The sequence below is a fragment of the Nocardiopsis sp. iso_237 genome (genome assembly GCF_056173345.1).
In genome coordinates, this window is sequence record NZ_CM149669.1 from 5,764,750 (window position 1) to 5,784,297 (window position 19,548).

Genomic DNA, 19,548 nt, shown 5'->3' on the forward strand with positions numbered 1-19,548 from the left:
GCCGTCCTCCTGCCCCCGATCCAGGCACCCGGCCCGTGACGGTGAGGTTCGGCCGGGGGTAGACACCACAGCGCCGCCGCCCGTCACGACCGGCGGCTGACCAAGGAGGTCTTCGATCTCAGTGGCCAAACAGATCGAACAGCTCGACCGGGTCATCATCCGGTTCGCCGGGGACTCCGGCGACGGGATGCAGTTGACCGGTGACCGCTTCACCCAGGAGACGGCGTCGTTCGGCAACGACCTCTCGACCCTGCCGAACTTCCCCGCCGAGATCCGTGCCCCCGCCGGGACCCTCCCCGGTGTCTCCAGCTTCCAGCTCCACTTCGCCGACCACGACATCATGACGCCGGGCGACGCCCCGGACGTGCTGGTGGCGATGAACCCCGCCGCGTTGAAGGCCAACCTCGGTGACCTGCGGCGGGGCGCGACCGTCATCGTCAACACCGACGAGTTCACCAAGCGCAGCCTGGCCAGGGTCGGCTACGCGGCCGACCCGCTCACCGACGGCACCCTGGACGGGTTCCACGTGAGCGCGGTGGGCCTCACCTCGATGACGGTGGCCGCACTGGAGGGGTCCGGCCTGTCCAAGAAGGACGCCCAGCGCGCGAAGAACATGTTCGCGCTGGGGCTGCTCTCCTGGATGTACAACCGGCCGACGGAGGGCACGACCTCGTTCCTGAAGTCGAAGTTCGCCAGCAAGCCGGACATCCTCGCCGCCAACCTGTCGGCGTTCCAGGCCGGGTGGAACTTCGGGGAGACCACGGAGGACTTCGCGGTCTCCTACGAGATCAAGCCCGCGAAGCTCCCTCCGGGCACGTACCGCAACATCACCGGGAACCTGGCCACCGCCTACGGGCTGATCGCCGGGTCGCGGCGGTCGGGGCTGCCCCTGTTCCTGGGGTCGTACCCCATCACCCCCGCCTCCGACATCCTGCACGAGCTCTCCCGACACAAGCGGTTCGGTGTGCGCACGTTCCAGGCGGAGGACGAGATCGCGGGGGTCGGCGCGGCCATCGGCGCCTCGTTCGGCGGCTCACTCGGGGTCACGACCACCTCCGGCCCAGGCATGGTGCTCAAACAGGAGGCCGTGGGTCTGGCGGTGATGACCGAGCTCCCGCTGGTCGTCGTGGACGTGCAGCGCGCCGGGCCCAGCACCGGCATGCCCACCAAGACCGAGCAGACGGACCTGTTGATGGCGCTGTACGGACGCAACGGTGAGTCCCCCGTGCCGGTGGTGGCCCCCTCCTCCCCCGCCGACTGCTTCGACGCGGCGCTGGAGGCGGTCCGGCTGGCGGTGCGGTACCGGACCCCGGTGATCGTGCTCTCCGACGGCTACCTCGCCAACGGCTCGGAGCCCTGGCGGCTGCCTGAGGTGTCGGAGCTGCCGGTGATCGATCCCGGCTTCGCCACGGAGCCCAACGGGCCGGACGGCGGGTTCCTGCCGTACCTGCGCGACGAGGAGACCCTGGCCCGCCCGTGGGCGGTACCGGGCACGGCAGGCCTGGAGCACCGGATCGGCGGGATCGAGAAGCACGCGCGGACCGGCGACATCTCGTACACGCCGGACAACCACGACCTCATGGTCCGCACCCGGCAGGCGAAGGTGGACGCCATCGCCAGGGACATCCCCGAGCTGGAGGTGTCCGACCCCACGGGCGACGCGAACGTGCTCGTACTGGGCTGGGGCGGCACCTACGGGTCGATCACCGCGGCCGTGCGCCGGATCCGGCGCTCCGGGGGCCGGGTCGCCCAGGCGCACCTGCGCCACCTCAACCCCTTCCCGGCCAACCTCGGCGACGTGCTGCGGAGCTACGACCGGGTCGTGGTCCCGGAGATCAACCTGGGCCAGCTGTCGCTGCTGCTGCGCGGCCGGTTCCTGGTGGACGTCATCGGATACAACAAGGTCCGCGGTCTGCCGTTCAAGGCGGAGGAACTCGCGGACGTGCTGCGGGAGGTCATCGACCGTGACTGAGACGAACGGGGCGCCCCCGGCCGGCCTGCGGCTGGTGCCCACGACCGACACCGAGTACCGCATGAAGGACTTCAAGTCCGACCAGGAGGTGCGCTGGTGCCCGGGGTGCGGCGACTACGCGGTCCTGGCGGCCTTCCAGTCGTTCCTGCCCCAGCTGGGCGTGCCCCGCGAGAACATCGTGATGGTGTCCGGGATCGGCTGCTCCTCGCGTTTCCCGTACTACCTGAGCACCTACGGCGTGCACTCGATCCACGGGCGTGCCCCGGCGATCGCGACGGGGCTCGCGGCCAGCCGCCCGGACCTGTCGGTGTGGGTGGTCACCGGGGACGGCGACGGGCTGTCCATCGGCGGCAACCACCTGATCCACGCGCTGCGGCGCAACGTGAACATCAACATCCTGCTGTTCAACAACCGCATCTACGGGCTGACCAAGGGCCAGTACTCCCCCACCTCCGAGGCCGGGAAGATCACGAAGTCCTCGCCGCTGGGGTCGCTGGACCAGCCGTTCAACCCGGTGTCGCTGGCGCTGGGCGCCGAGGCGGGCTTCGTGGCGCGGACCGTCGACTCCGACCGCAAGCACCTGACCTCGGTGCTGCGCGCGGCGGCCGACCACCCCGGCGCCTCGTTCGTGGAGATCTACCAGAACTGCCCGATCTTCAACGACGACGCGTTCGAGCCGTTGAAGGACCCGGCCGCCCGCGACCTGCGGCTGCTGCGCCTGGAACACGGTGAGCCGCTGCGGCTGGGCCCGGACCGCGGTGTGGTGGCGGACGGGTTCGGCGGCCTGGAGGTCGTGGACGTCGCGTCGGTCGACGAGGACCGGCTGATCCGGCACGACGCGCACCGCCCGGACCCGGGGTACGCGTTCGCCCTGTCCAGACTGGACCAGCCCGCCTTCGAGCACGTGCCGGTCGGGGTGTTCCGGGACGTACGGCGACCGGTCTACGACGAGCTGCTGAACGAACAGGTGGAGGACGCGCGGGCCGAGCACGGAGACGGTGAGCTGGGGGCGCTGCTGGCCAGCGGGGACACCTGGACCGTGGACTGACCCCCGGGTGACCTATTCCCCCGGGCGGCGTCGGGAAGTTCACCGCCGCCGCCCGGGGGTTCCTCCCGGTGTGTCCGTGTCCCAGGCAATACGCTGCCCCCATGCGTATCGTCATCGCCGGTGGACACGGAAAGATCGCACTGCGGCTGGCCAGGCTTCTGGCCGCCCGCGGTGACCAGCCCGTCGCCCTCATCCGCAACCCCGACCACACCCAGGACGTCGTCGACGCCGGGGCCGAACCGGTCGTCATCGACCTGGAACAGGCCACGGTCACCGAGTTGACCGAGAGGATCATGGACGCCGACGCGGTGGTGTTCGCCGCCGGCGCCGGTCCGGGCAGCGGCGCCGACCGCAAGTCCACGGTGGACCACGAGGCGGCCTCCCTGACCGCGAACGCGGCCGCGCTGGCCGGGGTGCGCCGTCTGGTGCAGGTCTCCGCGATCAACGTGGACCAGCCGGTGCCGGAGGGCACCGACGAGGTGTGGGCCGCGTACGTGGCCGCCAAGAAGGCGGCCGACGACGACCTGCGTGAGCACGACCTCGACCTGGACTGGACCATCCTGCGCCCCGGTCGGCTGACCGACGAGGCCGGAACCGGCCGGGTGGACCTGGGCGAGGCCGTGGAGCGCGACTCGGTGACCCGCGACGACGTGGCCGCCGTGATCGTGGCCCTTCTGGACGAACCGGGCACGGCCAAGCGGGTTCTCAACCTGGTGAACGGTGAGACGCCCGTCGTCGAGGCGGTCCGCGCCGTCGCCGGTTAGCCGCCCGGCCCCCGGGCTCCGGTGACGGGGCCCGGGGCCGTCGGTTCCCGGTACCACCACGGCGGTTCCACGGCGGTTTCCGTCGTCGGTGGCGGTTCCGGCCTTCTGTGGCCAGATGCCCTCATAGGAGGCATGATGGAACCGGAGCCCGGCGGAATCCCGCCACGGTGGACGCGGACGACCGGGAACGACCCCGACGGGTGAAGCAGCTCCGCAGAGCAGATGGGTACGGTTATTCATGAGCGTCACGCAGGTCGTGAGGGACAGCACTGTCGTCGAGCACGCCAAGGTCGCCGCGCAGCAGAAGCGCCGGATGTTCATCATCCAGCTCGAGGTCAACGCCTACGACGAGGCCTCCAGCAAGCTGCGGCCGGGGCTGACCCGCATCCTCGAGGGCATCGAGGAGGCCGGGTGGCGGCTGGAGCTGATCACCCCCAGCGAGACCGGTGAGTCCGCCGCCGCGCGCCTGTTCATCTTCCGCCCGGACACCGCGAAGAAGGAGTCCGAGCAGGCCGAGGCGCCGCAGGCCCAGCAGCAGGTGCCGCAGGACCAGTCCGGCCAGCAGCAGCCCTACCAGCACCACCACACGGGCGCTCAGCAGCCGGACCCGTACGCGGGTTACGGCCAGGGCTACGGTCAGCAGCAACAGCAGTACCCCGGTTACGACCCGCAGCAGTACCCGGGTTACGGACAGCAGCAGCCGGGCTACGGCCAGCAGCCCGGCTATGGACAGCAGTACCCGGGTTACGGACAGCAGCAGGGCTGGTAGCCGAACCCCCTCCCGAACAGCGGGGCCCACACGGTGTGACCGTGTGGGCCCCTTTTTCGTGTCCGCGTTCGCCCGTGTACGAAGGGCCATATCCGGACTGAAGCGGGTTCCGATGCAATTGCCGGAAGTTCGACTGCGCCTCGCTTTCGGTTGTGTAACGCAGGTGGCTGCCAAGGAATGACATGTCCGCCATGTCCGGTGCGAAGCCGAAGAAACTCCTGAGAAACTCTGAACTCTTCCTGAAAATCACTTCGAGCAGGCGCCCAGCTACGCTAAGTTAATTACGGCGGCCGCAGCCAACGTGTTTTGCACTTCCGAAAGGTAACCACCATGCCCCGTATCGCCAAGGTTTCCGGATTCGTCCTCGCCACCGGCCTCGCCTTCGGCGCCCTCACCGGGACCGCCGCGGCCGACAACAACGCCCACATCCAGAACATCACGATCCCGATCTGCCTCGACGTCCTCAAGGCCTCCGGCTTCAGCGCGAGCGGCTGCAACGTCGTCGACTGGAACTCCACCTCGGGCATCGCCGTCCACGACTAGGCCCCTGCCGTCGCGCGACCCCCCGTCAGACCTGCCCGATCCACCTGAGAAACACCAACCGAAAGGGAACACACAATGAAGCGCATCACCGCCGTCTCCGGTCTCATCCTCGCCACCGGCCTCGCCCTGGGCGCCATGACCGGCACCGCCGCCGCCGACAACAACGCCCACATCCAGAACATCACCGTGCCGATCTGCGCCGACGTGATCTCCTTCGCGGGCTTCAGCTCCGAGGGCTGCAACGTCGTCCACAACAACATCACCTCCGGCGTCGCCGCCTTCGACTGGTAGTTCCGGCTCCGGGCACGGGAACGACGCGGGGCACGGTGTTCACCCACCGTGCCCCGCGTTTCGCGTGTTCAGCCCCCGCAGACGCCCGCGACCACGCCCTCGGCCGGGTCCGTGACCAGCCGCGCGTGCGTCCCGGAGTCGTAGCGCGAGGTCCCGTATCGGAGCTTGGCCCGTTCGATCCCCTCCGGCCGGAAGCCCGCCCGCTGGGCGACCAGGCAGGAACCGGGGTTGTTCACCCGGTGCCCCGTCTCCACCCGGAACAGGTCCAACCGGTCGAAGGCGAACTCCGCGGCCAGGCGGGCACCGGCCGAGGCCACGCCCCGGCCCTGCTCGGCCGGGTGCGTCCAGTACGACAACCAGCCGAGACCGTGCCTGCGGCTGGTCACACCGACCTGCGTGTGCCCCAGGACCCGGTCGGTCCCGTCGACCACGGCGAACCCGTGGACGTCACCCTCCTCGGCCAGGCGCCCGCACCGCGCGATCCACTCCAGGGCCTCCTCACGCGTGCGCGGCACCTCGGGTTCCTGCCAGGCCAGCTCGTCCCAGCGGAAGGCCTCCAGCAACCGGTCGGCGTCGCCCCGGTTCCACTCACGTAGGCGGTACAACCGCAACCCCTCTCATGACGGTTCAGGTCGCGCCAACCTAGAACCGACCCGCGGCCGAGGCAAGCCCTTTTGCCCCCTCGGAGCGGTTCGGGCGTGTCACACGGGGGCGGGGGTGGTACGTCTCTCCTGACATGACGACGACAGAGGTCTTCGAAGCCCACCGCTCCCTCCTGACCGGGGTCGCCTACCGCGTCCTCGGCACCGCGGCCGACGCCGAGGACGTGGTCCAGGAGGCCTGGCTGCGGTGGTCCGGGGTGTCCGGGGGCGAGGTGGACAACCCCCGCGCCTACCTGGTCACCGTGGTGTCCCGGCTGTCCATCGACCGGCTGCGCAGGGCCAGCGCCCGGCGCGAGTCCTACGTGGGCGAGTGGCTGCCCGAACCGGTCAGCGACCTGCCCGACGCCGCCGAGCGCGCCGAGCTCGCGGATTCGGTGGAGTTCGCCCTCATGGTGGTGCTGGAGACCCTCAGCCCCCTGGAGCGGGCGGTCTTCGTCCTGCACGAGGCCTTCCAGCTGCCCTACGCGCAGATCTCCGAGGTCATCGGCCGGAGCGAGGACGCCACCCGGCAGCTGGCCCGGCGCGCGCGGGACCACGTACGGGAGCGCCGCCCCCGGTTCGAGGCCGACCGGACCCAGCGCCGCCTCATGACCGAACGCTTCCTCCGGGCGTGTCTGGAGGGCGACCTGGACGGGCTCAAGGGGATGCTCGCGGACGACGCCACGATGGTGAGCGACGGCGGCGGCAAGGCCCGGGCCCCGCTGCGGGTGCTGCACGGCTCCCGGAAGGTGGGCCGGTTCCTCACCGCGATCTCGGAGGAGCGCAACATCTCGCGCTTCCTCAGGTCCGTGGGCGCGGACACCGCGGCGGAGCTGTCCATGGAGGTCACCGAGGTGAACGGCGGACCCGCCGCGTTGGTGGCCGCCGGGGGTTCCCCGGTGCTCCTGCTGGCGCTGGACGTCTTCGAGGACCGGGTGCGGCACGTGTACCTGATGGCCAACCCGGACAAGATGTCACGTCTGCGGGTGCCCGATCCGTCCTAGGGGCATGGACATCACCGTTGTGGGCGGTGGCCTCGCCGGACTGACCGCGGCCATCGCCAGCGCCGAACTCGGCGCGAACGTCACCCTGCTGGAATCCCACCGGACGCTGGGCGGGAGGGCCCGCTCCACCGAACCGCCGTACGTGGCCAACGACGGCCCGCACGTGCTGTACTCCGACTCCGCGCCCTACGCCTGGCTGCGCGAGCGCGACCTGGTGCCACCCGCCAGGGCGTTGCCCGCGCGGGCAGCCCTCGGGGTGCGCTGGCGTTACCGGGGCTCGCTCGGCGGCCCCCCGGCCGCGGTGCTCCGCGCCGCCGCCCGCCGGAGGCTGCGCGCCCCGCACGACCGGGACTTCGGCTCGTGGGCGGAGGAGGAGCTGGGCGCCGAGTCCGCGCGGGCGGTGGGCTCCATGATGGGCGTGGCCCTCTTCCACGCGGAACCCGGGACGCTGTCCGCCGCCTTCGTGTGGGAACGGTTCCTGCGGGTGACCCGCCCGGCGTGGCCCTCGCCCCGGTACGTGGTCGGCGGCTGGACCGCGCTGGTGGACCGCCTCGCCGACCGCGCCCGTGCGGCGGGGGTGCGGATCGAGTTGGAGGCCCGGGCCGCCGAGCGGCCGGAGGGGACGACGATCGTGGCCACGTCGCTGGACTCCGCGCGCGCCCTGCTCGGTGACCCCTCCCTGACCTGGGAGAGCGGCCACACGCTCATGGTGGACCTGGGAGTGCGGCACCGCTCCGGGGACCCGTTCCTGGTGTTCGACTCCGACGAGTGCGGGTTCCTGGAGCGCTACAGCGTCGTCGATCCCACCCTCGCTCCGGCCGGGGAGGACCTCGTCCAGGCCCAGCTGCCGGTCCGGCCCGGCGAGTCGCGCGCGGCGACCACCGAACGCCTGGAGGCTCTGCTCGACACGGCCCTGACCGGTTGGCGGGACCGGCTGACCTGGCGGCGCGACCAGGTGGCCCGGGGCCGCACCGGTGCCCTGGACCTGCCCGGCACCACGTGGCGGGACCGGCCCGCCATCGACCGGGGCGACGGTCTCTACCTGGCCGGGGACGCGGTGGCCGCGCCCGGGCTGCTGGGCGAGGTGGCCCTCACCAGCGCCGTGCGCGCCGCCGAGCTGGCCACCGGCCGGAGCACGTCCCGCACCGGCGCCCGCTCGGGGGCGGGCACCGTCTGATCCCTCCGGGGCCGGGACGCTTCGACGCTCCCCGGCCCCCGTGGACCGCCTGATCAGGCAGGGACGTGGCTGACCGCCTCCACGTTGTTGCCGTCGGGGTCGCGCACGAAGGCGCCGTAGTAGTGCTCGTGGTACTCCGGCCAGACCCTGGGTTCGTGCAGCACCTCGGCTCCGGTCTCCACCGCCGCCGCGAAGAAGGAGTCGACCGTGGCCCGGTCCGGTGCCAGGAAGGCGATGTGCGACTCCCTCGCCGGTCCCTCGGACTCACTGGGGGCGATCCAGAACTGGGGGTGCTCGCTGCCGTAGCCGATCACCGGCCCGTACTGGAGCATGCGCCGGTGGCCCAGCGCGGCGAGGACGGCGTCGTAGAAGGTGGCGCTGGCTTCGGGATCAGCGACCTGGATACCGAGGTGATCGAGCATGCCCCGAGTGTGACACGCGCCACCGACGTTCCCTCGGCTCCGAACCGCCGTGCGTCCGGTCCGGATCGGGCCTGTGGAAACCGACCGGTACCCCCCCGGTCAGGCGACCCAGCGGTAGAGGTGTTCGGGGCGGCCCGCCGAGCCGTAGCGCATGCGGAGCTCCGCGCGGCCGTCGGCGCACAGGTGCTCCAGGTAGCGGCGCGCGGTGACCCGGGAGACCCCGGACCGTTCCGCGACGTCGGAGGCGGAGACCTCGCCCTCGGCCTCGCGCAGCACGCCCGCGACCAGGTCGACGGTGGCGGAGGTAAGCCCCTTGGGCAGGGAGCGGGCGGCGGGCGGGCGCAGCAGCCCGAACAGCCGGTCCACGTCCTGCTGCGTGGCCTGCCGTTCCCCCTCCATCTGCCGACGCGCCACCGCGTAGCGTTCGAGCTGGTCGCGCAGGGCGCTGAGCGGGAACGGCTTGAGCAGGTAGTGGACGGCCCCGCCGTGCAGGGCGGCGCGGACCTGGGCGATGTCGCGGACGGCGGTGATCATCAGGAAGTCGGGTTGGGGGGCGCTCTGGGAGGTGGCCGAGCGCAGGGTGTGCATCACCGAGGTGCCCGAGGCGTCCGGCAGGTGGAGGTCGAGCAGAACCAGGTCGGGGCGGTGACCGCGTACCTGTGCCAGGGCCGCGGCCGCCGTGTGCGCCACCCCGACCACGGTGAACTCGGGCACCGACTCCACCAGCTCCTGGTGGTTGCGGGCCACCCGGACGTCGTCGTCGACGACCAGCACGCGGATCACCGGGTCACCGCCGCCGTGACGACCGGCAGGCAGGCGGTGAACACCGCGCCCTCCTCGGCGTCGGGTGCCTCCATCTCGATGCTTCCCCCTCTGCTCTCACAGACCTGTTTGACCAGCGCCAACCCCAGGCCACGGGTGCCTCCGTCGCGGGAGGCCTTGGTGGTGAACCCGTAGCGGAAGATCTCCTCCGCCAACTCGTCGGACACCCCCTGCCCGGAGTCGGTCACCCGGATCTCCAGGAGGTCGTGCGGCAGTCCCGTGTCGGCGGCGGTGTGCAGGCGCACCATCAGCTCCACCCACCCGTTCGGGGTGACCGCGTCCAGGGCATTGTCCACCAGGTTGCCCAGGGTCAGGAGCGCGTCCGAGCGCAGATCGCCCTTGAGGGACGCGGGAACGCTGGTCATCGGGGAGAGCCGAAGGTCCACGCCGAGCTCGGAGGCCTGGGCGGACTTGGCCAGGGTGAGCGCCGCGAGCGCGGGGTCGCGGACGTGCTCCGCCACGCCGCTGGAGGTGCGGGTGTGCGTGGCGGCGAGGTCGGCCAGGTAGGCGCGGGCCTCGTCGTGGGCACCGAGTTCGAGCATCCCGGCGACGGTGTGCACCCGGTTGGCGAACTCGTGGGTCTGGGCGCGCAGTCCCCGGGTGACGGTCCGCGCCCCGTCCAGTTCACCGGTGAGCCGGTCCACCTCGGTGCGGTCCCGGAGGGTGACCACGGCCCCGGCCTCCTCGCCCCGGATGCGCACGGGCATCCGGTTGGCGACCAGGACGCGGTCGCCGGAGAGCAGGATGAGGTCGTCCCCGGGGTCGGCTCCGGACACGATGTCGCGGGCCCGTTCGGAGAGGCCGAGGTCGTCCAGGCGGCGGCCCTCCACCCCCTTGGACAGGCCCAGCATGGTGCGGGCGGGCTGGTTGACCAGCAGGACCCGGTCGTCGCGGTCCACCGCGAGCACGCCCTCGCGCACCGCGTATAACAGGGCCTCCCGGCTCTCCAGGAGCGTGGTGATGTCGGCCGGTTCCAGGCCGTGCGTCTTGGTGCGGACCTGCCGGGAGAGCACCCAGGAACCGCCCACGCCCAGGACGAGCACGAGCGCGGTGGCGGCCAGGATCACCGGGATCGAGGCGCGCGCGTCGGTGGTGGCGCTGGAGTCCAGGATGCCCAGGGACACGTATCCCACGACCTCCCCGTGGGCGTCGCCGCCGTTCAGCGAACCCCCGCCGGAGAACACGGGGATCTTGGCGCGCACCGTGCGGCCCTGGGTTCCGTCCTGCACGCCCGTCCACTCGGCGCCGTCCACGACGGGGCCGGGCGGGGTGGACACGGTCTCCCCTATCCGGTCCTTGTCCGGGTGCGTGTGCCGGGTCCCGTCGGGCGAGGCGATGACGAGGTAGTCGGCGCCGGTGGCGGCGGAGATGCGGTCGGCCAGGGGATCGAGGTCCTCGGACGGGTCGGGTGCCTGGAGGCCCTCGACGACCTCGGGCAGGACCGCGACCGACCGGGCCACGGTGAGCACGCGTTCGGCGTACTGGCGGTCGGTCTCGCGGTCGACGTGGATCGCCCAGAGGGAGCCGATGACGGTGAGCGCCACCGCCAGAAGACAGACATATCCAATGAAAAGGGACCCGGTGAGCGTGAGGCGGCCGGATGCGGGATGAGGGTTCATGAGCACTCCAGTGGCCGGGGTGGGATCTCCCGGCCGGTGAACGCGCAGGTCGGCGTCGCGGGGACGGCTTCGCTAGCAAGCTTCACGAACAATACGACCAATATGACTCCAGTTTTAACAAAGACCTCACAGTGGCGTGCCCACGGTCACACTGTGGTCTGGATCTCCCCTGCGTCCGCGCACTGGGAGACGTGCACGGACATTCAGGAAGGAGAGGACGATGCGCGATCGTGGCGTGCCGCTCCGCGTGGCGGGAGGGCTCTGTGCCCTCCTCCTCGTCGGGACGGCACTGTACGACGTACGTCAGAGCGCCGCCTCCGGCGACGGGGCCCAGGAGAAGGTGCTGCTCATCGCACCCGCCGGCCCCGGCGGCGGATGGGACACCCTGGCCCGGGAGATGCAGAACGGCCTGCGTGAGGAGGACCTGCGGTACAACGTCGAGGTCCGCAACGCCGAGGGCGCGGGCGGCACCATCGGGCTGGCCCAGACCGTGGGCCGCGACGGCCAGGACAACGTGCTGACCATGACCGGACTGGGCATGGTGGGCGCGGTGGAGACCACCGGGTCGCTCTACACGATGGAGGACGCGACCCCCATCGCACAGCTGGCGTCGGAGTACCTCGCGATCGTCGTCCCCAAGGACTCGCCGTACGAGACCATCGACGACCTCGCCGAGGACTGGAACGAGAAGTCCGGGACCCTCCCCGTGGCGGGCGGTTCCATGGGCGGCGTCGACCAGATCTTCGCCGCGCAGGTCGCCCAGTCCATGGGGATCTCGCCCGGCGACATCAACTACCTCCCGTACTCGGGCGGCGGCGAGACCCTGACCTCGCTGCTCTCCGGGACGTCGGCGGTCGGCTTCGGCACCCTGGGCGACTTCAGCGACCAGATCGAGGAGGACGGCCCGCTGCGCGCGCTCGCGGTCTCCTCCCCCGAACGCCTGGACGGCGTGGACATCCCGACCATGGTCGAGCTCGGCTACGACCTGGAGATGTCGAACTGGCGCGGGGTGATCGCCCCTCCCGGCCTCTCCGAGGAGGAGGCCGACGAGCTGGAGGCGCTGGTGCGCGAGCTCCTGGCCACCGACTCCTGGGCGGACACGCTGGAGCGCAACCGGTGGACCGACACCTACCAGGGCCGCGCGGAGTTCGAGGAGTTCCTCGACGAGGAGGTCGCCCTGACCCAGGAGACCGTGAAGGAGCTGGGACTGTGACGCCCGACGAGACCCGCGTGACCGGGTCGACGGACACCCCGGAGGCCGAGGCCCCCGAGACCGACGCCCCCGCGGCCGAGGCTGTCGAGGCCGCGTCCCCCGAGACCACCGGGGCCGAGACGCTCGACCCCGAGACCACCGTCTGGCGCGGCCCCACCGCGTGGGTCATCCCCGCGCTGGTGGCGGCGCTGGGGGCCGTCGCCCTCTGGGGCGGCCTCACCATCGAGGCGCCGCCCAACGCCACCCGGCCCGGCCCGGGCGCCTTCCCCGGCGCCGTGGGCGTGCTGCTGCTGGTCGTCGCCGTGTGCATGACCGTGGTCAACCTGCGCAACCGGAACACCGGCGACGGCTCCTCCACCCTGGACTGGTTCGAGGGCCGCCCGGTGCTGCTGGTGCTGGCCGGGCTGGTGGTGCACGTGGCCCTGCTGGAGATCCTGGGCTGGCTGTTCGCTGGCGCTCTGCTGTTCTGGGTCGTGGCCTACGCCTTCGGCGCCCGCGCCCACCTGCGTGACGCGATCGTGGCGCTGTCGATGTCCGCGGCGGTCCAGGTCGGCTTCTCGCTCGGCCTCGGACTCAGCCTGCCGGGCGGCTTCCTGGAGATGGTGCTCTGATGGACACTCTGATCAGCCTCGCGGACGGGTTGGCCTCGGCGCTGACCCCGCAGAACCTCATGTGGGCCTTCCTCGGCGTGCTGCTCGGCACCGCCGTGGGCGTCCTGCCGGGCATGGGCTCGGCCATGGCGGTGGCCCTGCTGCTGCCCGTCACCTTCCGTCTCGACCCCACCAGCGCGCTCATCCTGTTCGCCGGTGTGTACTACGGCGGCATGTTCGGTGGCGCCACCACCTCGATCCTGCTCAACACCCCCGGGCAGGCGTCGTCGATCGCCACCACCTATGAGGGCCACAAGATGGCGCTCAAGGGCCGGGCCGCCCAGGCGCTGGGCACGGCGGTGATCGGTTCGTTCGTGGCGAGCGTCATCGGCACGCTGGTCGTGGCTCTGTTCGCCCCGGTGATGGTGGCGTTCGCGCTCAACTTCGGCCCCGGCGAGTACTTCGCGCTGACGGTGTTCTCGTTCGTGGCCGTGGCCGCGGTCGTGTCCGGCTCGGTGGTGCGCGGCATCGCGTCGCTGCTCATCGGTCTGGCCATCGGCATGGTCGGGATCGACGGGCAGAGCGGTGCCGCCCGGTTCGACTTCGGTTCCTCCAGCCTGCTGGACGGGATCGACATCGTGATCGTCACCGTGGGCCTGCTCGCCCTCGGTGAGGTGCTGTACATCGCGGCCCGGGGCAAGTCGGCGCCGAACTTCGCGTCGATCCGCACCGGCCGCCCGTGGCTGGGCCGCAAGGACCTGCGCCGCTCCTGGAAGCCGTGGCTGCGCGGCACCGCTCTGGGCAGCGCCTTCGGGCCGATCCCCGGCAGCGGCGCCGAGGTCCCGACCTTCCTGTCCCTGGGCCTGGAGCGCAAGCTCGCTGAGCGCCGTGAGCGCCGGACCGGGGAGAAGAGCGAGTTCGGCCAGGGCGCGATCGAGGGTGTGGCCGGTCCGGAGTCGGCCAACAACTCCAGCGCGGCGGGCACGATGGTCCCGCTGCTGGGACTGGGCCTGCCGACCTCCGCCACGGCCGCGATCATGCTCGCCGCCTTCCAGCAGTACGGGCTCCAGCCGGGGCCGGTGCTGTTCGAGCGCAACGCCGACCTGGTGTGGACCCTGCTGGCCTCGCTCCTGATCGGCAGCGTCCTGCTGCTGGTGATCAACCTGCCGTTCGCGCCGCTGTGGGCCAAGCTGCTGAAGCTGCCCAAGCCGTACCTGTACGCGGGCATCACGCTGTTCTCGGTGCTGGCGGTGTACGCCATCAACACCTCGATCACGCACCTGGTGATGTTGCTGGCCATCGCCCTGTTGGGCCTGGCGATGCGGACCTTCGGGGTCCCGGTCGCCCCCGCGCTGATCGGTGTGGTGCTCGGGCCGATCGCGGAGACCGAGTTCCGCCGTGCGCTGGCCGCCTCGTCGGGCGACCCGTCGATCCTGGTGGGCAGCGGCATCTCGATCGGGCTGTACGCCCTGGTCCTGGTGGCGGCCCTGGTTCCGGTGATCTCCCTGCTGCGTCGCCGCGCCGCGGCCCGCAGGGTCGAGAGGACCACCGAGCGGGTCTGACCCTCCCGTCCCCCCAGCGGCCCCCGGGTACCGTTCCCCGGGGGCCGCTCCCGTGTGTCAGTCCTCGCGCCCCTGCTCCACCGCCTCGTACAGGGCCCGGATGTTGCCGCTGCCGAAGGTGGTGGCGCCCAGGCGTTCGATCACCTCGAAGAACACGGTGTTCCTCGGGTGGGTGGAGCGGGCGAAGATCTGGAAGAGCTGGCCGTCGTGGTCCTCGTCCACGAGGATGTCCAGCTCCCGGAGCTCGTCCACCGTGTGTCTACGCAGGTCCAGGCGCTCAGCCAGCAGCCTGTAGTAGGCGCCGGGGGTGGACAGGAAGGCGACCCCGCGCCGCCGCAGCGCCCGCACCGTGCTCACCGCGTCGGCGGTGCTCAAAGCGATGTGCTGGACCCCGGGGCCGCCGTGGTCGCGCACGAAGTCGTCGATGTGTCCGGGGTCGAGGTCCTGGTCCGGTTCGATGAGGGTGAGGGTGACGTCGCCCCCGGCGGAGCGGACGATGCGCGAGACCATCGCCTGCGAACCGACGACGATGCGCTCCTCGAAGATCACCTCGAAGCCCAGGACGCTCCGGTAGTACTCGACCGTGGGATCGAGCCGCCCCGGTGCCAGGCAGACCGCGAGGTGGTCGACGGTGAGCAGCCCGAGGTCGGTCGTCCCTCCCCCGGCCACCGGGGAGAGACCGGGCAGGCGGCGCACGTCGGTGCCGGGAGGGCGTTCGACGAAGGTGTGCGTGACGTCCCCGAACCCGCCGACGGTGGCGGTGACCACCCCGTCGCGTTCGGTGGGCGCGGCCACCGACTCCGCGCCCCGGGAGACCGCGAGGTCGTGGGCGGCCCGGGCGTCCCCGGCGGTGAGGGCGATGTCCGCGACCCCGTCGCCGTGCGCGCGGACGTAGTCGGCCACCGGGTGGTCGTCGGTGAGCGCCTGGGTGAACACCATTCTGATGTCGCCGGCGCCCACCATGGTGGACCGCTCGGTGTCGTTCTGGACGCTCTCGGCCAGGGTGCCCAACCCGTACCCGTCGCGCATGCGCAGGGCGGCCTTCTCGGCGTCCGCCGTGTGGATTCTGAGGTGGTCGACCGTCAACCCGTGCAGGGCCGTCATGGACTCTCCCCTGGAAGTCGGTGATCCGCGCGCTGGAGGCGCCACGGGATCCCGAGACTATGCAGCGTCCCTCCCCCGGGAAAGGAGCCCTCAGTGGGCGGGAAAGGCCCCCGAGCGACGAAGCGCTGGTCACCCGGCCGAGCCCGTTACCGGTGTGACACAAGGGGTTACCAAAGTTCTTCCGGGGTCCGGCGCGAACCGGGTGTCCCGGTGGCCAGGTCGCCCCGGGCCGCCTCCCGCGCGGGCCCTCGACCCCTAGACGGTGACGCGCAGGAGGGGGATCCGCTGGGCGACGGCCACCAGGACGAGGCTGATCAGTGTCGTGGCGACGGCGTACCCGGCGGCGATGGTCAGGCCCACCAGCCCGTCGGGGGTCCCGCCGAGGTCCCGCAGCGTGTACAGGACCATGACGTGCACGAGGTAGACCCCGAAGCTCAGCCCAGACAGCACCGCGATCGACCGGTTCACCCGGCTCTCCGGGCCCAGCCCCGCCACCTGGGTGCCCCAGGCGCGCAGCAGGAGGAAGGCGCCGACCGACGCGACGATCACGGTCGGGGACAGGAAGTCGTAGACGTACGCGGCACCGGTCCCCCACTCGCCCGCCGTGGCGGCGGCGCCCCAGGCGCCCAGGACGGTCCCGGTGGTGCCCAGGACCAGGGCCACCGAACCGTGGAGGGCGTCGCGCGGCCCCTGCTCCCGTTCCGCCAGGAGCCAGCCCAGCAGGTAGTAGCCGAGGAACGGCAGGAACCTGGTGGCGGCGGTGACCCCGCCGACCCCGTCGACGAGGGCGGACAACTGGTCGACCATGCCCACCGACAGAGCCGCGCCAGCGAACCACCACAGGCCCGTGCGCGAGGTGTGCGCCACCACCGTGCGCAGGAAGGGCGTGAACACGTAGAGCCCGGCGATGACGTACAGGAAGTACAGGTGGATCGAGGGCGATCCCGAGGCCGCCTGGGCCAGGGAGTCGGGGAACCCGAGGCCGTCGCGCCAGAACTGCCACAGCAGGTAGGCGGCGGTCCACACGAGCAGCGGCACGCCGATCCGGGCCCACCGCTTCCGGTAGAACCCCCGGACGTCCTCGTCGCGCGGGCGCAGCAGGAGCGCACCGCTGATCATGACGAACACCGGCACGCACCAGCGCAGCGCGGCGTCCACCACGTGCGCCCCCCACCAGGTGGGGCCGCCCAGGTCGGTGTAGGTCGTGCTCACGAACGGCGAATAGGCGTGCACCAGCACGACGGCGGCCATGGCGGCCACCCGCGCGAAACCCATCCACGCGGTCTTCGAGACCGTCGGGGCGGCGGGAGGCGGGGCTACGGCGTTTTGGGGGGCTTCATCGACTCGCACACCTTCACCGATATCTGTTCGTTACCTGAAACGCAAGTCAGGATTTCGTTACCCGGGGTCAGTGATCGGGTCTCTTCCGTGGTCAGCGACCCCCTCCGGAGGCCCACAGGAAAATGGAGGAGAACACCGACAGGACGCCGAAGATCACCGCGAACGGCGCGCTGACGACCAGAGCGAACACCTTGGGTGCCAGCCCCCGACACGCCAGGAGGACCAGGACCGCCCCGCAGAGGTCGAAGAGGTACAGGCGCGGATCGACCGACCTCAGCGGGTAGGTCGGAGAATCCTGCCAGACGTACAAGGGAGCGAGCAAGAGTCCGATGATCACCGCGGCGGCCATCAGCCGCCGCATGGTCCGCTCAGAACGGAGCCGGAAGCCGAAATGGCCCAGTAGCGCCCCGAAGACGAGGCCGATGACGAGCCACCCCCGGTATTCGAGGTCGTTCTGGGCGTACTCGACGAACCGGGAGCCGACGAAGTGCCCGAGGACCCCGAACAGCAGTGTGGTCGTCCCAGCCAGCGTGGCGTGTCCCGGGCGCGACGCCGCCCAGCCCGCCAGCACCGTGGGGAGGACGAACAGACCGAACGAGACGCTCGGGTACTCGTTCACCTTGAGCACGTACAACGCCGATAACACACCACCCGCCGCGCCCAGCGGAGCGGTCGCGAGCAGCAGAGCCCACAGGTGTCGGTCCCAGAACGCACGAAGCGCGGACAGCGGAGGTTCGGGGCGCTCCTCCAGCCCCAGAAGGCGCACGAGGCTCGAAGCAGCGGTTGCGGTCTCGCGCATCGAATCCTTCCACCTCGGGCGAGCCCGGGAATCCGGGGGCACGTCGGTGAGGCCCTCACCCTCCGAACCCGACAGCCGGAGCCGATGGCGCGGTGACCCCGTGGAATCGGGAGTCGATGTGGTCAGTAGTCCCCGCTCGCGACCCACACGAGCATGAAAAGGGCGGCCACTCCGAAGGCCAGCGGCAGGACGAGCGCCGCCGCGCACAGTACTGCCGTGCTCCGGGTCTTCCAACCTCGGCAGAGCGCAAGCAGCAGCAGGGTCAGGAACGCCTCCACAAGCACCGGGACCGGGTGAACGCCGACCCTCCCGGACACCGAGGAGACCTGGAAGGACAGGCACGCGAAAACTGCCACCAGCCCCAGGGGGAGACCGCCCGCGAACCCCCGGGCGAACGTGGACCCCGAGCGGAGCCGGTCCCCGAGAAATCCCAGCAGGGGCCCTACAACGAGGCCCACCGAGACCCACGCCCGGTACTCCAACACGTTGACGTCGTCCACGAGCGTCACCGAGACCATCAGATGTCCCAGGACCGCTGCCAAGTAGACGGACAGGCCGGTGACCGTCGCGAGCCAGGGCCTCGCCGCCAACAAGCCGAGCAGGACGGGAGGCACGACATAGAGGCCGACTGACAGTTCCAGGAACCCGCCGTCCTCGGGATGTAACCCGTTGACGAACGCCGCAAGTGATCCGCAGACGAATCCCGCCCCCAGAGCGAGCGTCAGGAGGAGCCACCGATGACGGATCCCAGGCCACACCTGAGGTGGGGCTTCCCGGCCCGAGGGCTGGCATGATCCGGGGTCTTGGTCAGCCCCTGTCTCCAATGGGTCGCCGGAGGGGGAGCCAGCCATCAGGGACGCCCCCCGGTGAGAACATCTCCCAAGTAACCAAGGCTCTCCTCGTCCTCGAAGTAACCGCTGTGACCAGTGTCTTCCTCTGGGTCGAGCCGGTTGCCCAGAGTCTCACCAGGGTTCTCCGGGTCTGCATAGAACTCCTCCGTATGCAACGCCGTTCCGAAACCATCGCTCGCCATACCGGACAGCTCCCGCGCAGTCTCGATGTCGTCGTCATCGCCCTGGATGATGTGGACATTTTCCTCATCTGCTGGAGTTCGGCACGGATGAGGCGGTAGGCCCGGATGTCCTCAGCCCAGAGCCGAAGGACGGCCGCACCGTTCGTCAGAGCGGACCCGGCGTCACGCCAGGACTCCAGATCCTTGGCCGAAGCGGAACTGATGTCCCAGGAGACGAGGTCGGTGAACTCGACGGCCGCGCTGTTGAACTGACCATCCAGGCCTTCGGCTCGCCCGTACATCGTCTGACAGATTCCGTCGAGGGTCTCCGCGCCGCTCTCGATGGCCGAGGGCTCGGCGTCGATGTCCGGGGGAAGGCCCAAAGACATGGCGGGGATAGACATGGGGGATATCCGTTCCTGCCGGAGGGAGCTGGTCAGGGGAAGTTGATCTGGAGGTCCAGCGCCTCCAGCCCCTCCTGGTAGGCCTCAGCGTTCTCGTGGTCGGTGTCGACGATCTCGATCGTGGCTCCCTGGACGTTCATGGCCAGCCCGATGCCATGGTCGGCCACGGACCGAATGTGCTGGAAGGCGTCCGTCTCGAAGTCACCCAGCCCTGCCGTGACGTGCCGGGAAACCACACCGCGCAGGTCATCGACGGCGGTCTCGAAGTCGACACCGAGATAGACCATCGCCTCGGACATCTCCTCGGCGAGCTCGGCCTTGGACAGGGATGCGAAGGGGTTGACACCGGCTTCGTCGGACATGGGTCTCCAGGAGGCACGCGGGGGATGGGCGGCCATCACCAAGAGCAGGGGGAGGCACTGCCCATCTCTACCAGGGGGCGACGGTACGT

Annotated in this window: 21 protein-coding genes; 11 read left to right on the forward strand and 10 right to left on the reverse strand. The window is 70.8% G+C overall.

What is annotated here, in order from left to right; genetic code table 11:
• Positions 1-121 precede the first annotated feature (121 nt).
• The 6 genes from AC0VYM_RS25900 to AC0VYM_RS25925 all read left to right on the forward strand — a co-directional run bounded on the left by AC0VYM_RS25900 (position 122) and on the right by AC0VYM_RS25925 (position 5,387).
• Positions 122-1,972 (forward strand): 2-oxoacid:acceptor oxidoreductase subunit alpha, encoded by a 1,851-nt coding sequence (locus AC0VYM_RS25900; RefSeq protein ID WP_475456391.1) that lies wholly within the window; start codon positions 122-124, stop codon positions 1,970-1,972.
• A 61-nt stretch (positions 1,973-2,033) separates the two neighbouring features.
• Entirely contained in the window at positions 2,034-3,020 is a 987-nt protein-coding gene (locus tag AC0VYM_RS25905; protein ID WP_475463246.1) for a 2-oxoacid:ferredoxin oxidoreductase subunit beta, read from the forward strand.
• Positions 3,021-3,121: 101 nt separating this feature from the next.
• Complete coding sequence (locus tag AC0VYM_RS25910) at positions 3,122-3,784, forward strand: NAD(P)-binding oxidoreductase (protein ID WP_475456393.1); 663 nt, start codon at positions 3,122-3,124, stop codon at positions 3,782-3,784.
• A 238-nt stretch (positions 3,785-4,022) separates the two neighbouring features.
• On the forward strand, positions 4,023-4,553 hold the full coding sequence (locus AC0VYM_RS25915) for a hypothetical protein (RefSeq protein ID WP_475456395.1): 531 nt from the start codon (positions 4,023-4,025) through the stop codon (positions 4,551-4,553).
• A 330-nt stretch (positions 4,554-4,883) separates the two neighbouring features.
• Entirely contained in the window at positions 4,884-5,096 is a 213-nt protein-coding gene (locus AC0VYM_RS25920) for a hypothetical protein (protein WP_475456397.1), read from the forward strand.
• A gap of 75 nt (positions 5,097-5,171) precedes the next feature.
• Entirely contained in the window at positions 5,172-5,387 is a 216-nt protein-coding gene (locus AC0VYM_RS25925) for a hypothetical protein (protein ID WP_110049703.1), read from the forward strand.
• A gap of 68 nt (positions 5,388-5,455) precedes the next feature.
• On the opposite strand, the gene AC0VYM_RS25930 is transcribed toward AC0VYM_RS25925, so the two are convergent.
• On the reverse strand, positions 5,456-5,992 hold the full coding sequence (locus AC0VYM_RS25930; RefSeq protein ID WP_475456399.1) for a GNAT family N-acetyltransferase: 537 nt from the start codon (positions 5,990-5,992) through the stop codon (positions 5,456-5,458).
• Positions 5,993-6,123: 131 nt separating this feature from the next.
• On the opposite strand from AC0VYM_RS25930, the gene sigJ reads away from it, so the two are divergent.
• Together sigJ and AC0VYM_RS25940 are read left to right on the forward strand one after the other, a co-directional pair.
• On the forward strand, positions 6,124-7,032 hold the full coding sequence (gene sigJ, locus AC0VYM_RS25935) for an RNA polymerase sigma factor SigJ (protein ID WP_475456401.1): 909 nt from the start codon (positions 6,124-6,126) through the stop codon (positions 7,030-7,032).
• Between the two features lie 4 nt (positions 7,033-7,036).
• Positions 7,037-8,209, forward strand: coding sequence for an NAD(P)-binding protein (locus AC0VYM_RS25940; protein ID WP_475456403.1), 1,173 nt, complete (start codon positions 7,037-7,039; stop codon positions 8,207-8,209).
• A gap of 53 nt (positions 8,210-8,262) precedes the next feature.
• On the opposite strand, the gene AC0VYM_RS25945 is transcribed toward AC0VYM_RS25940, so the two are convergent.
• The 3 genes from AC0VYM_RS25945 to AC0VYM_RS25955 all read right to left on the reverse strand — a co-directional run bounded on the left by AC0VYM_RS25945 (position 8,263) and on the right by AC0VYM_RS25955 (position 11,072).
• Positions 8,263-8,631: a VOC family protein gene (locus AC0VYM_RS25945; RefSeq protein WP_475456405.1), complete on the reverse strand. Its 369-nt coding sequence runs from the start codon at positions 8,629-8,631 to the stop codon at positions 8,263-8,265.
• A gap of 99 nt (positions 8,632-8,730) precedes the next feature.
• Positions 8,731-9,414: a response regulator gene (locus AC0VYM_RS25950; protein ID WP_475456407.1), complete on the reverse strand. Its 684-nt coding sequence runs from the start codon at positions 9,412-9,414 to the stop codon at positions 8,731-8,733.
• On the reverse strand, positions 9,411-11,072 hold the full coding sequence (locus AC0VYM_RS25955; protein ID WP_475456409.1) for an ATP-binding protein: 1,662 nt from the start codon (positions 11,070-11,072) through the stop codon (positions 9,411-9,413). The genes AC0VYM_RS25950 and AC0VYM_RS25955 overlap by 4 nt, the downstream gene beginning before the upstream one ends.
• A gap of 220 nt (positions 11,073-11,292) precedes the next feature.
• Here AC0VYM_RS25955 and AC0VYM_RS25960 point away from each other — a divergent pair, with 220 nt between their 5' ends.
• The 3 genes from AC0VYM_RS25960 to AC0VYM_RS25970 are packed head-to-tail and all read left to right on the forward strand — an operon-like array spanning position 11,293 to position 14,437.
• On the forward strand, positions 11,293-12,285 hold the full coding sequence (locus tag AC0VYM_RS25960) for a Bug family tripartite tricarboxylate transporter substrate binding protein (RefSeq protein ID WP_475456411.1): 993 nt from the start codon (positions 11,293-11,295) through the stop codon (positions 12,283-12,285).
• Positions 12,282-12,896: a tripartite tricarboxylate transporter TctB family protein gene (locus AC0VYM_RS25965; protein WP_475456413.1), complete on the forward strand. Its 615-nt coding sequence runs from the start codon at positions 12,282-12,284 to the stop codon at positions 12,894-12,896. Before AC0VYM_RS25960 ends, AC0VYM_RS25965 begins: the two co-directional genes overlap by 4 nt.
• Positions 12,896-14,437: a tripartite tricarboxylate transporter permease gene (locus AC0VYM_RS25970; protein WP_475456415.1), complete on the forward strand. Its 1,542-nt coding sequence runs from the start codon at positions 12,896-12,898 to the stop codon at positions 14,435-14,437. Before AC0VYM_RS25965 ends, AC0VYM_RS25970 begins: the two co-directional genes overlap by 1 nt.
• 57 nt (positions 14,438-14,494) lie before the next feature.
• Here the strand turns inward: AC0VYM_RS25970 and hppD are convergent, their stop codons facing one another.
• From hppD to AC0VYM_RS26000, 6 genes are all read right to left on the reverse strand, one after another.
• The gene (gene hppD / locus AC0VYM_RS25975; protein WP_475456417.1) at positions 14,495-15,541 is read right to left on the reverse strand and encodes a 4-hydroxyphenylpyruvate dioxygenase; all 1,047 of its coding nucleotides are present in this window, start codon (positions 15,539-15,541) and stop codon (positions 14,495-14,497) included.
• 255 nt (positions 15,542-15,796) lie between these two features.
• On the reverse strand, positions 15,797-16,816 hold the full coding sequence (locus tag AC0VYM_RS25980) for an acyltransferase (protein ID WP_475456418.1): 1,020 nt from the start codon (positions 16,814-16,816) through the stop codon (positions 15,797-15,799).
• Positions 16,817-16,973: 157 nt separating this feature from the next.
• Complete coding sequence (locus AC0VYM_RS25985; protein WP_475456420.1) at positions 16,974-17,681, reverse strand: DUF6518 family protein; 708 nt, start codon at positions 17,679-17,681, stop codon at positions 16,974-16,976.
• Positions 17,682-17,803: 122 nt separating this feature from the next.
• Positions 17,804-18,439, reverse strand: coding sequence for a DUF6518 family protein (locus tag AC0VYM_RS25990; protein WP_475456421.1), 636 nt, complete (start codon positions 18,437-18,439; stop codon positions 17,804-17,806).
• A 49-nt stretch (positions 18,440-18,488) separates the two neighbouring features.
• The gene (locus AC0VYM_RS25995; protein ID WP_475456423.1) at positions 18,489-19,097 is read right to left on the reverse strand and encodes a hypothetical protein; all 609 of its coding nucleotides are present in this window, start codon (positions 19,095-19,097) and stop codon (positions 18,489-18,491) included.
• 32 nt (positions 19,098-19,129) lie between these two features.
• The gene (locus AC0VYM_RS26000; RefSeq protein WP_475456425.1) at positions 19,130-19,459 is read right to left on the reverse strand and encodes a hypothetical protein; all 330 of its coding nucleotides are present in this window, start codon (positions 19,457-19,459) and stop codon (positions 19,130-19,132) included.
• Positions 19,460-19,548: the final 89 nt, after the last annotated feature.

Coding starts and splice junctions, on each gene's coding strand:
- AC0VYM_RS25905 (WP_475463246.1), top strand. CDS start 2,034: ATGAAGGACTTCAAGTCCGACCAGGAGGTGCGCTGGTGCCCGGGGTGC.
- AC0VYM_RS25910 (WP_475456393.1), top strand. CDS start 3,122: ATGCGTATCGTCATCGCCGGTGGACACGGAAAGATCGCACTGCGGCTG.
- AC0VYM_RS25915 (WP_475456395.1), top strand. CDS start 4,023: ATGAGCGTCACGCAGGTCGTGAGGGACAGCACTGTCGTCGAGCACGCC.
- AC0VYM_RS25920 (WP_475456397.1), top strand. CDS start 4,884: ATGCCCCGTATCGCCAAGGTTTCCGGATTCGTCCTCGCCACCGGCCTC.
- AC0VYM_RS25925 (WP_110049703.1), top strand. CDS start 5,172: ATGAAGCGCATCACCGCCGTCTCCGGTCTCATCCTCGCCACCGGCCTC.
- sigJ (WP_475456401.1), top strand. CDS start 6,124: ATGACGACGACAGAGGTCTTCGAAGCCCACCGCTCCCTCCTGACCGGG.
- AC0VYM_RS25940 (WP_475456403.1), top strand. CDS start 7,037: ATGGACATCACCGTTGTGGGCGGTGGCCTCGCCGGACTGACCGCGGCC.
- AC0VYM_RS25945 (WP_475456405.1), bottom strand. CDS start 8,631: ATGCTCGATCACCTCGGTATCCAGGTCGCTGATCCCGAAGCCAGCGCC.
- AC0VYM_RS25955 (WP_475456409.1), bottom strand. CDS start 11,072: ATGAACCCTCATCCCGCATCCGGCCGCCTCACGCTCACCGGGTCCCTT.
- AC0VYM_RS25960 (WP_475456411.1), top strand. CDS start 11,293: ATGCGCGATCGTGGCGTGCCGCTCCGCGTGGCGGGAGGGCTCTGTGCC.
- AC0VYM_RS25970 (WP_475456415.1), top strand. CDS start 12,896: ATGGACACTCTGATCAGCCTCGCGGACGGGTTGGCCTCGGCGCTGACC.
- hppD (WP_475456417.1), bottom strand. CDS start 15,541: ATGACGGCCCTGCACGGGTTGACGGTCGACCACCTCAGAATCCACACG.
- AC0VYM_RS25980 (WP_475456418.1), bottom strand. CDS start 16,816: ATGGGTTTCGCGCGGGTGGCCGCCATGGCCGCCGTCGTGCTGGTGCAC.
- AC0VYM_RS25985 (WP_475456420.1), bottom strand. CDS start 17,681: ATGCGCGAGACCGCAACCGCTGCTTCGAGCCTCGTGCGCCTTCTGGGG.
- AC0VYM_RS25995 (WP_475456423.1), bottom strand. CDS start 19,097: ATGTCTATCCCCGCCATGTCTTTGGGCCTTCCCCCGGACATCGACGCC.
- AC0VYM_RS26000 (WP_475456425.1), bottom strand. CDS start 19,459: ATGTCCGACGAAGCCGGTGTCAACCCCTTCGCATCCCTGTCCAAGGCC.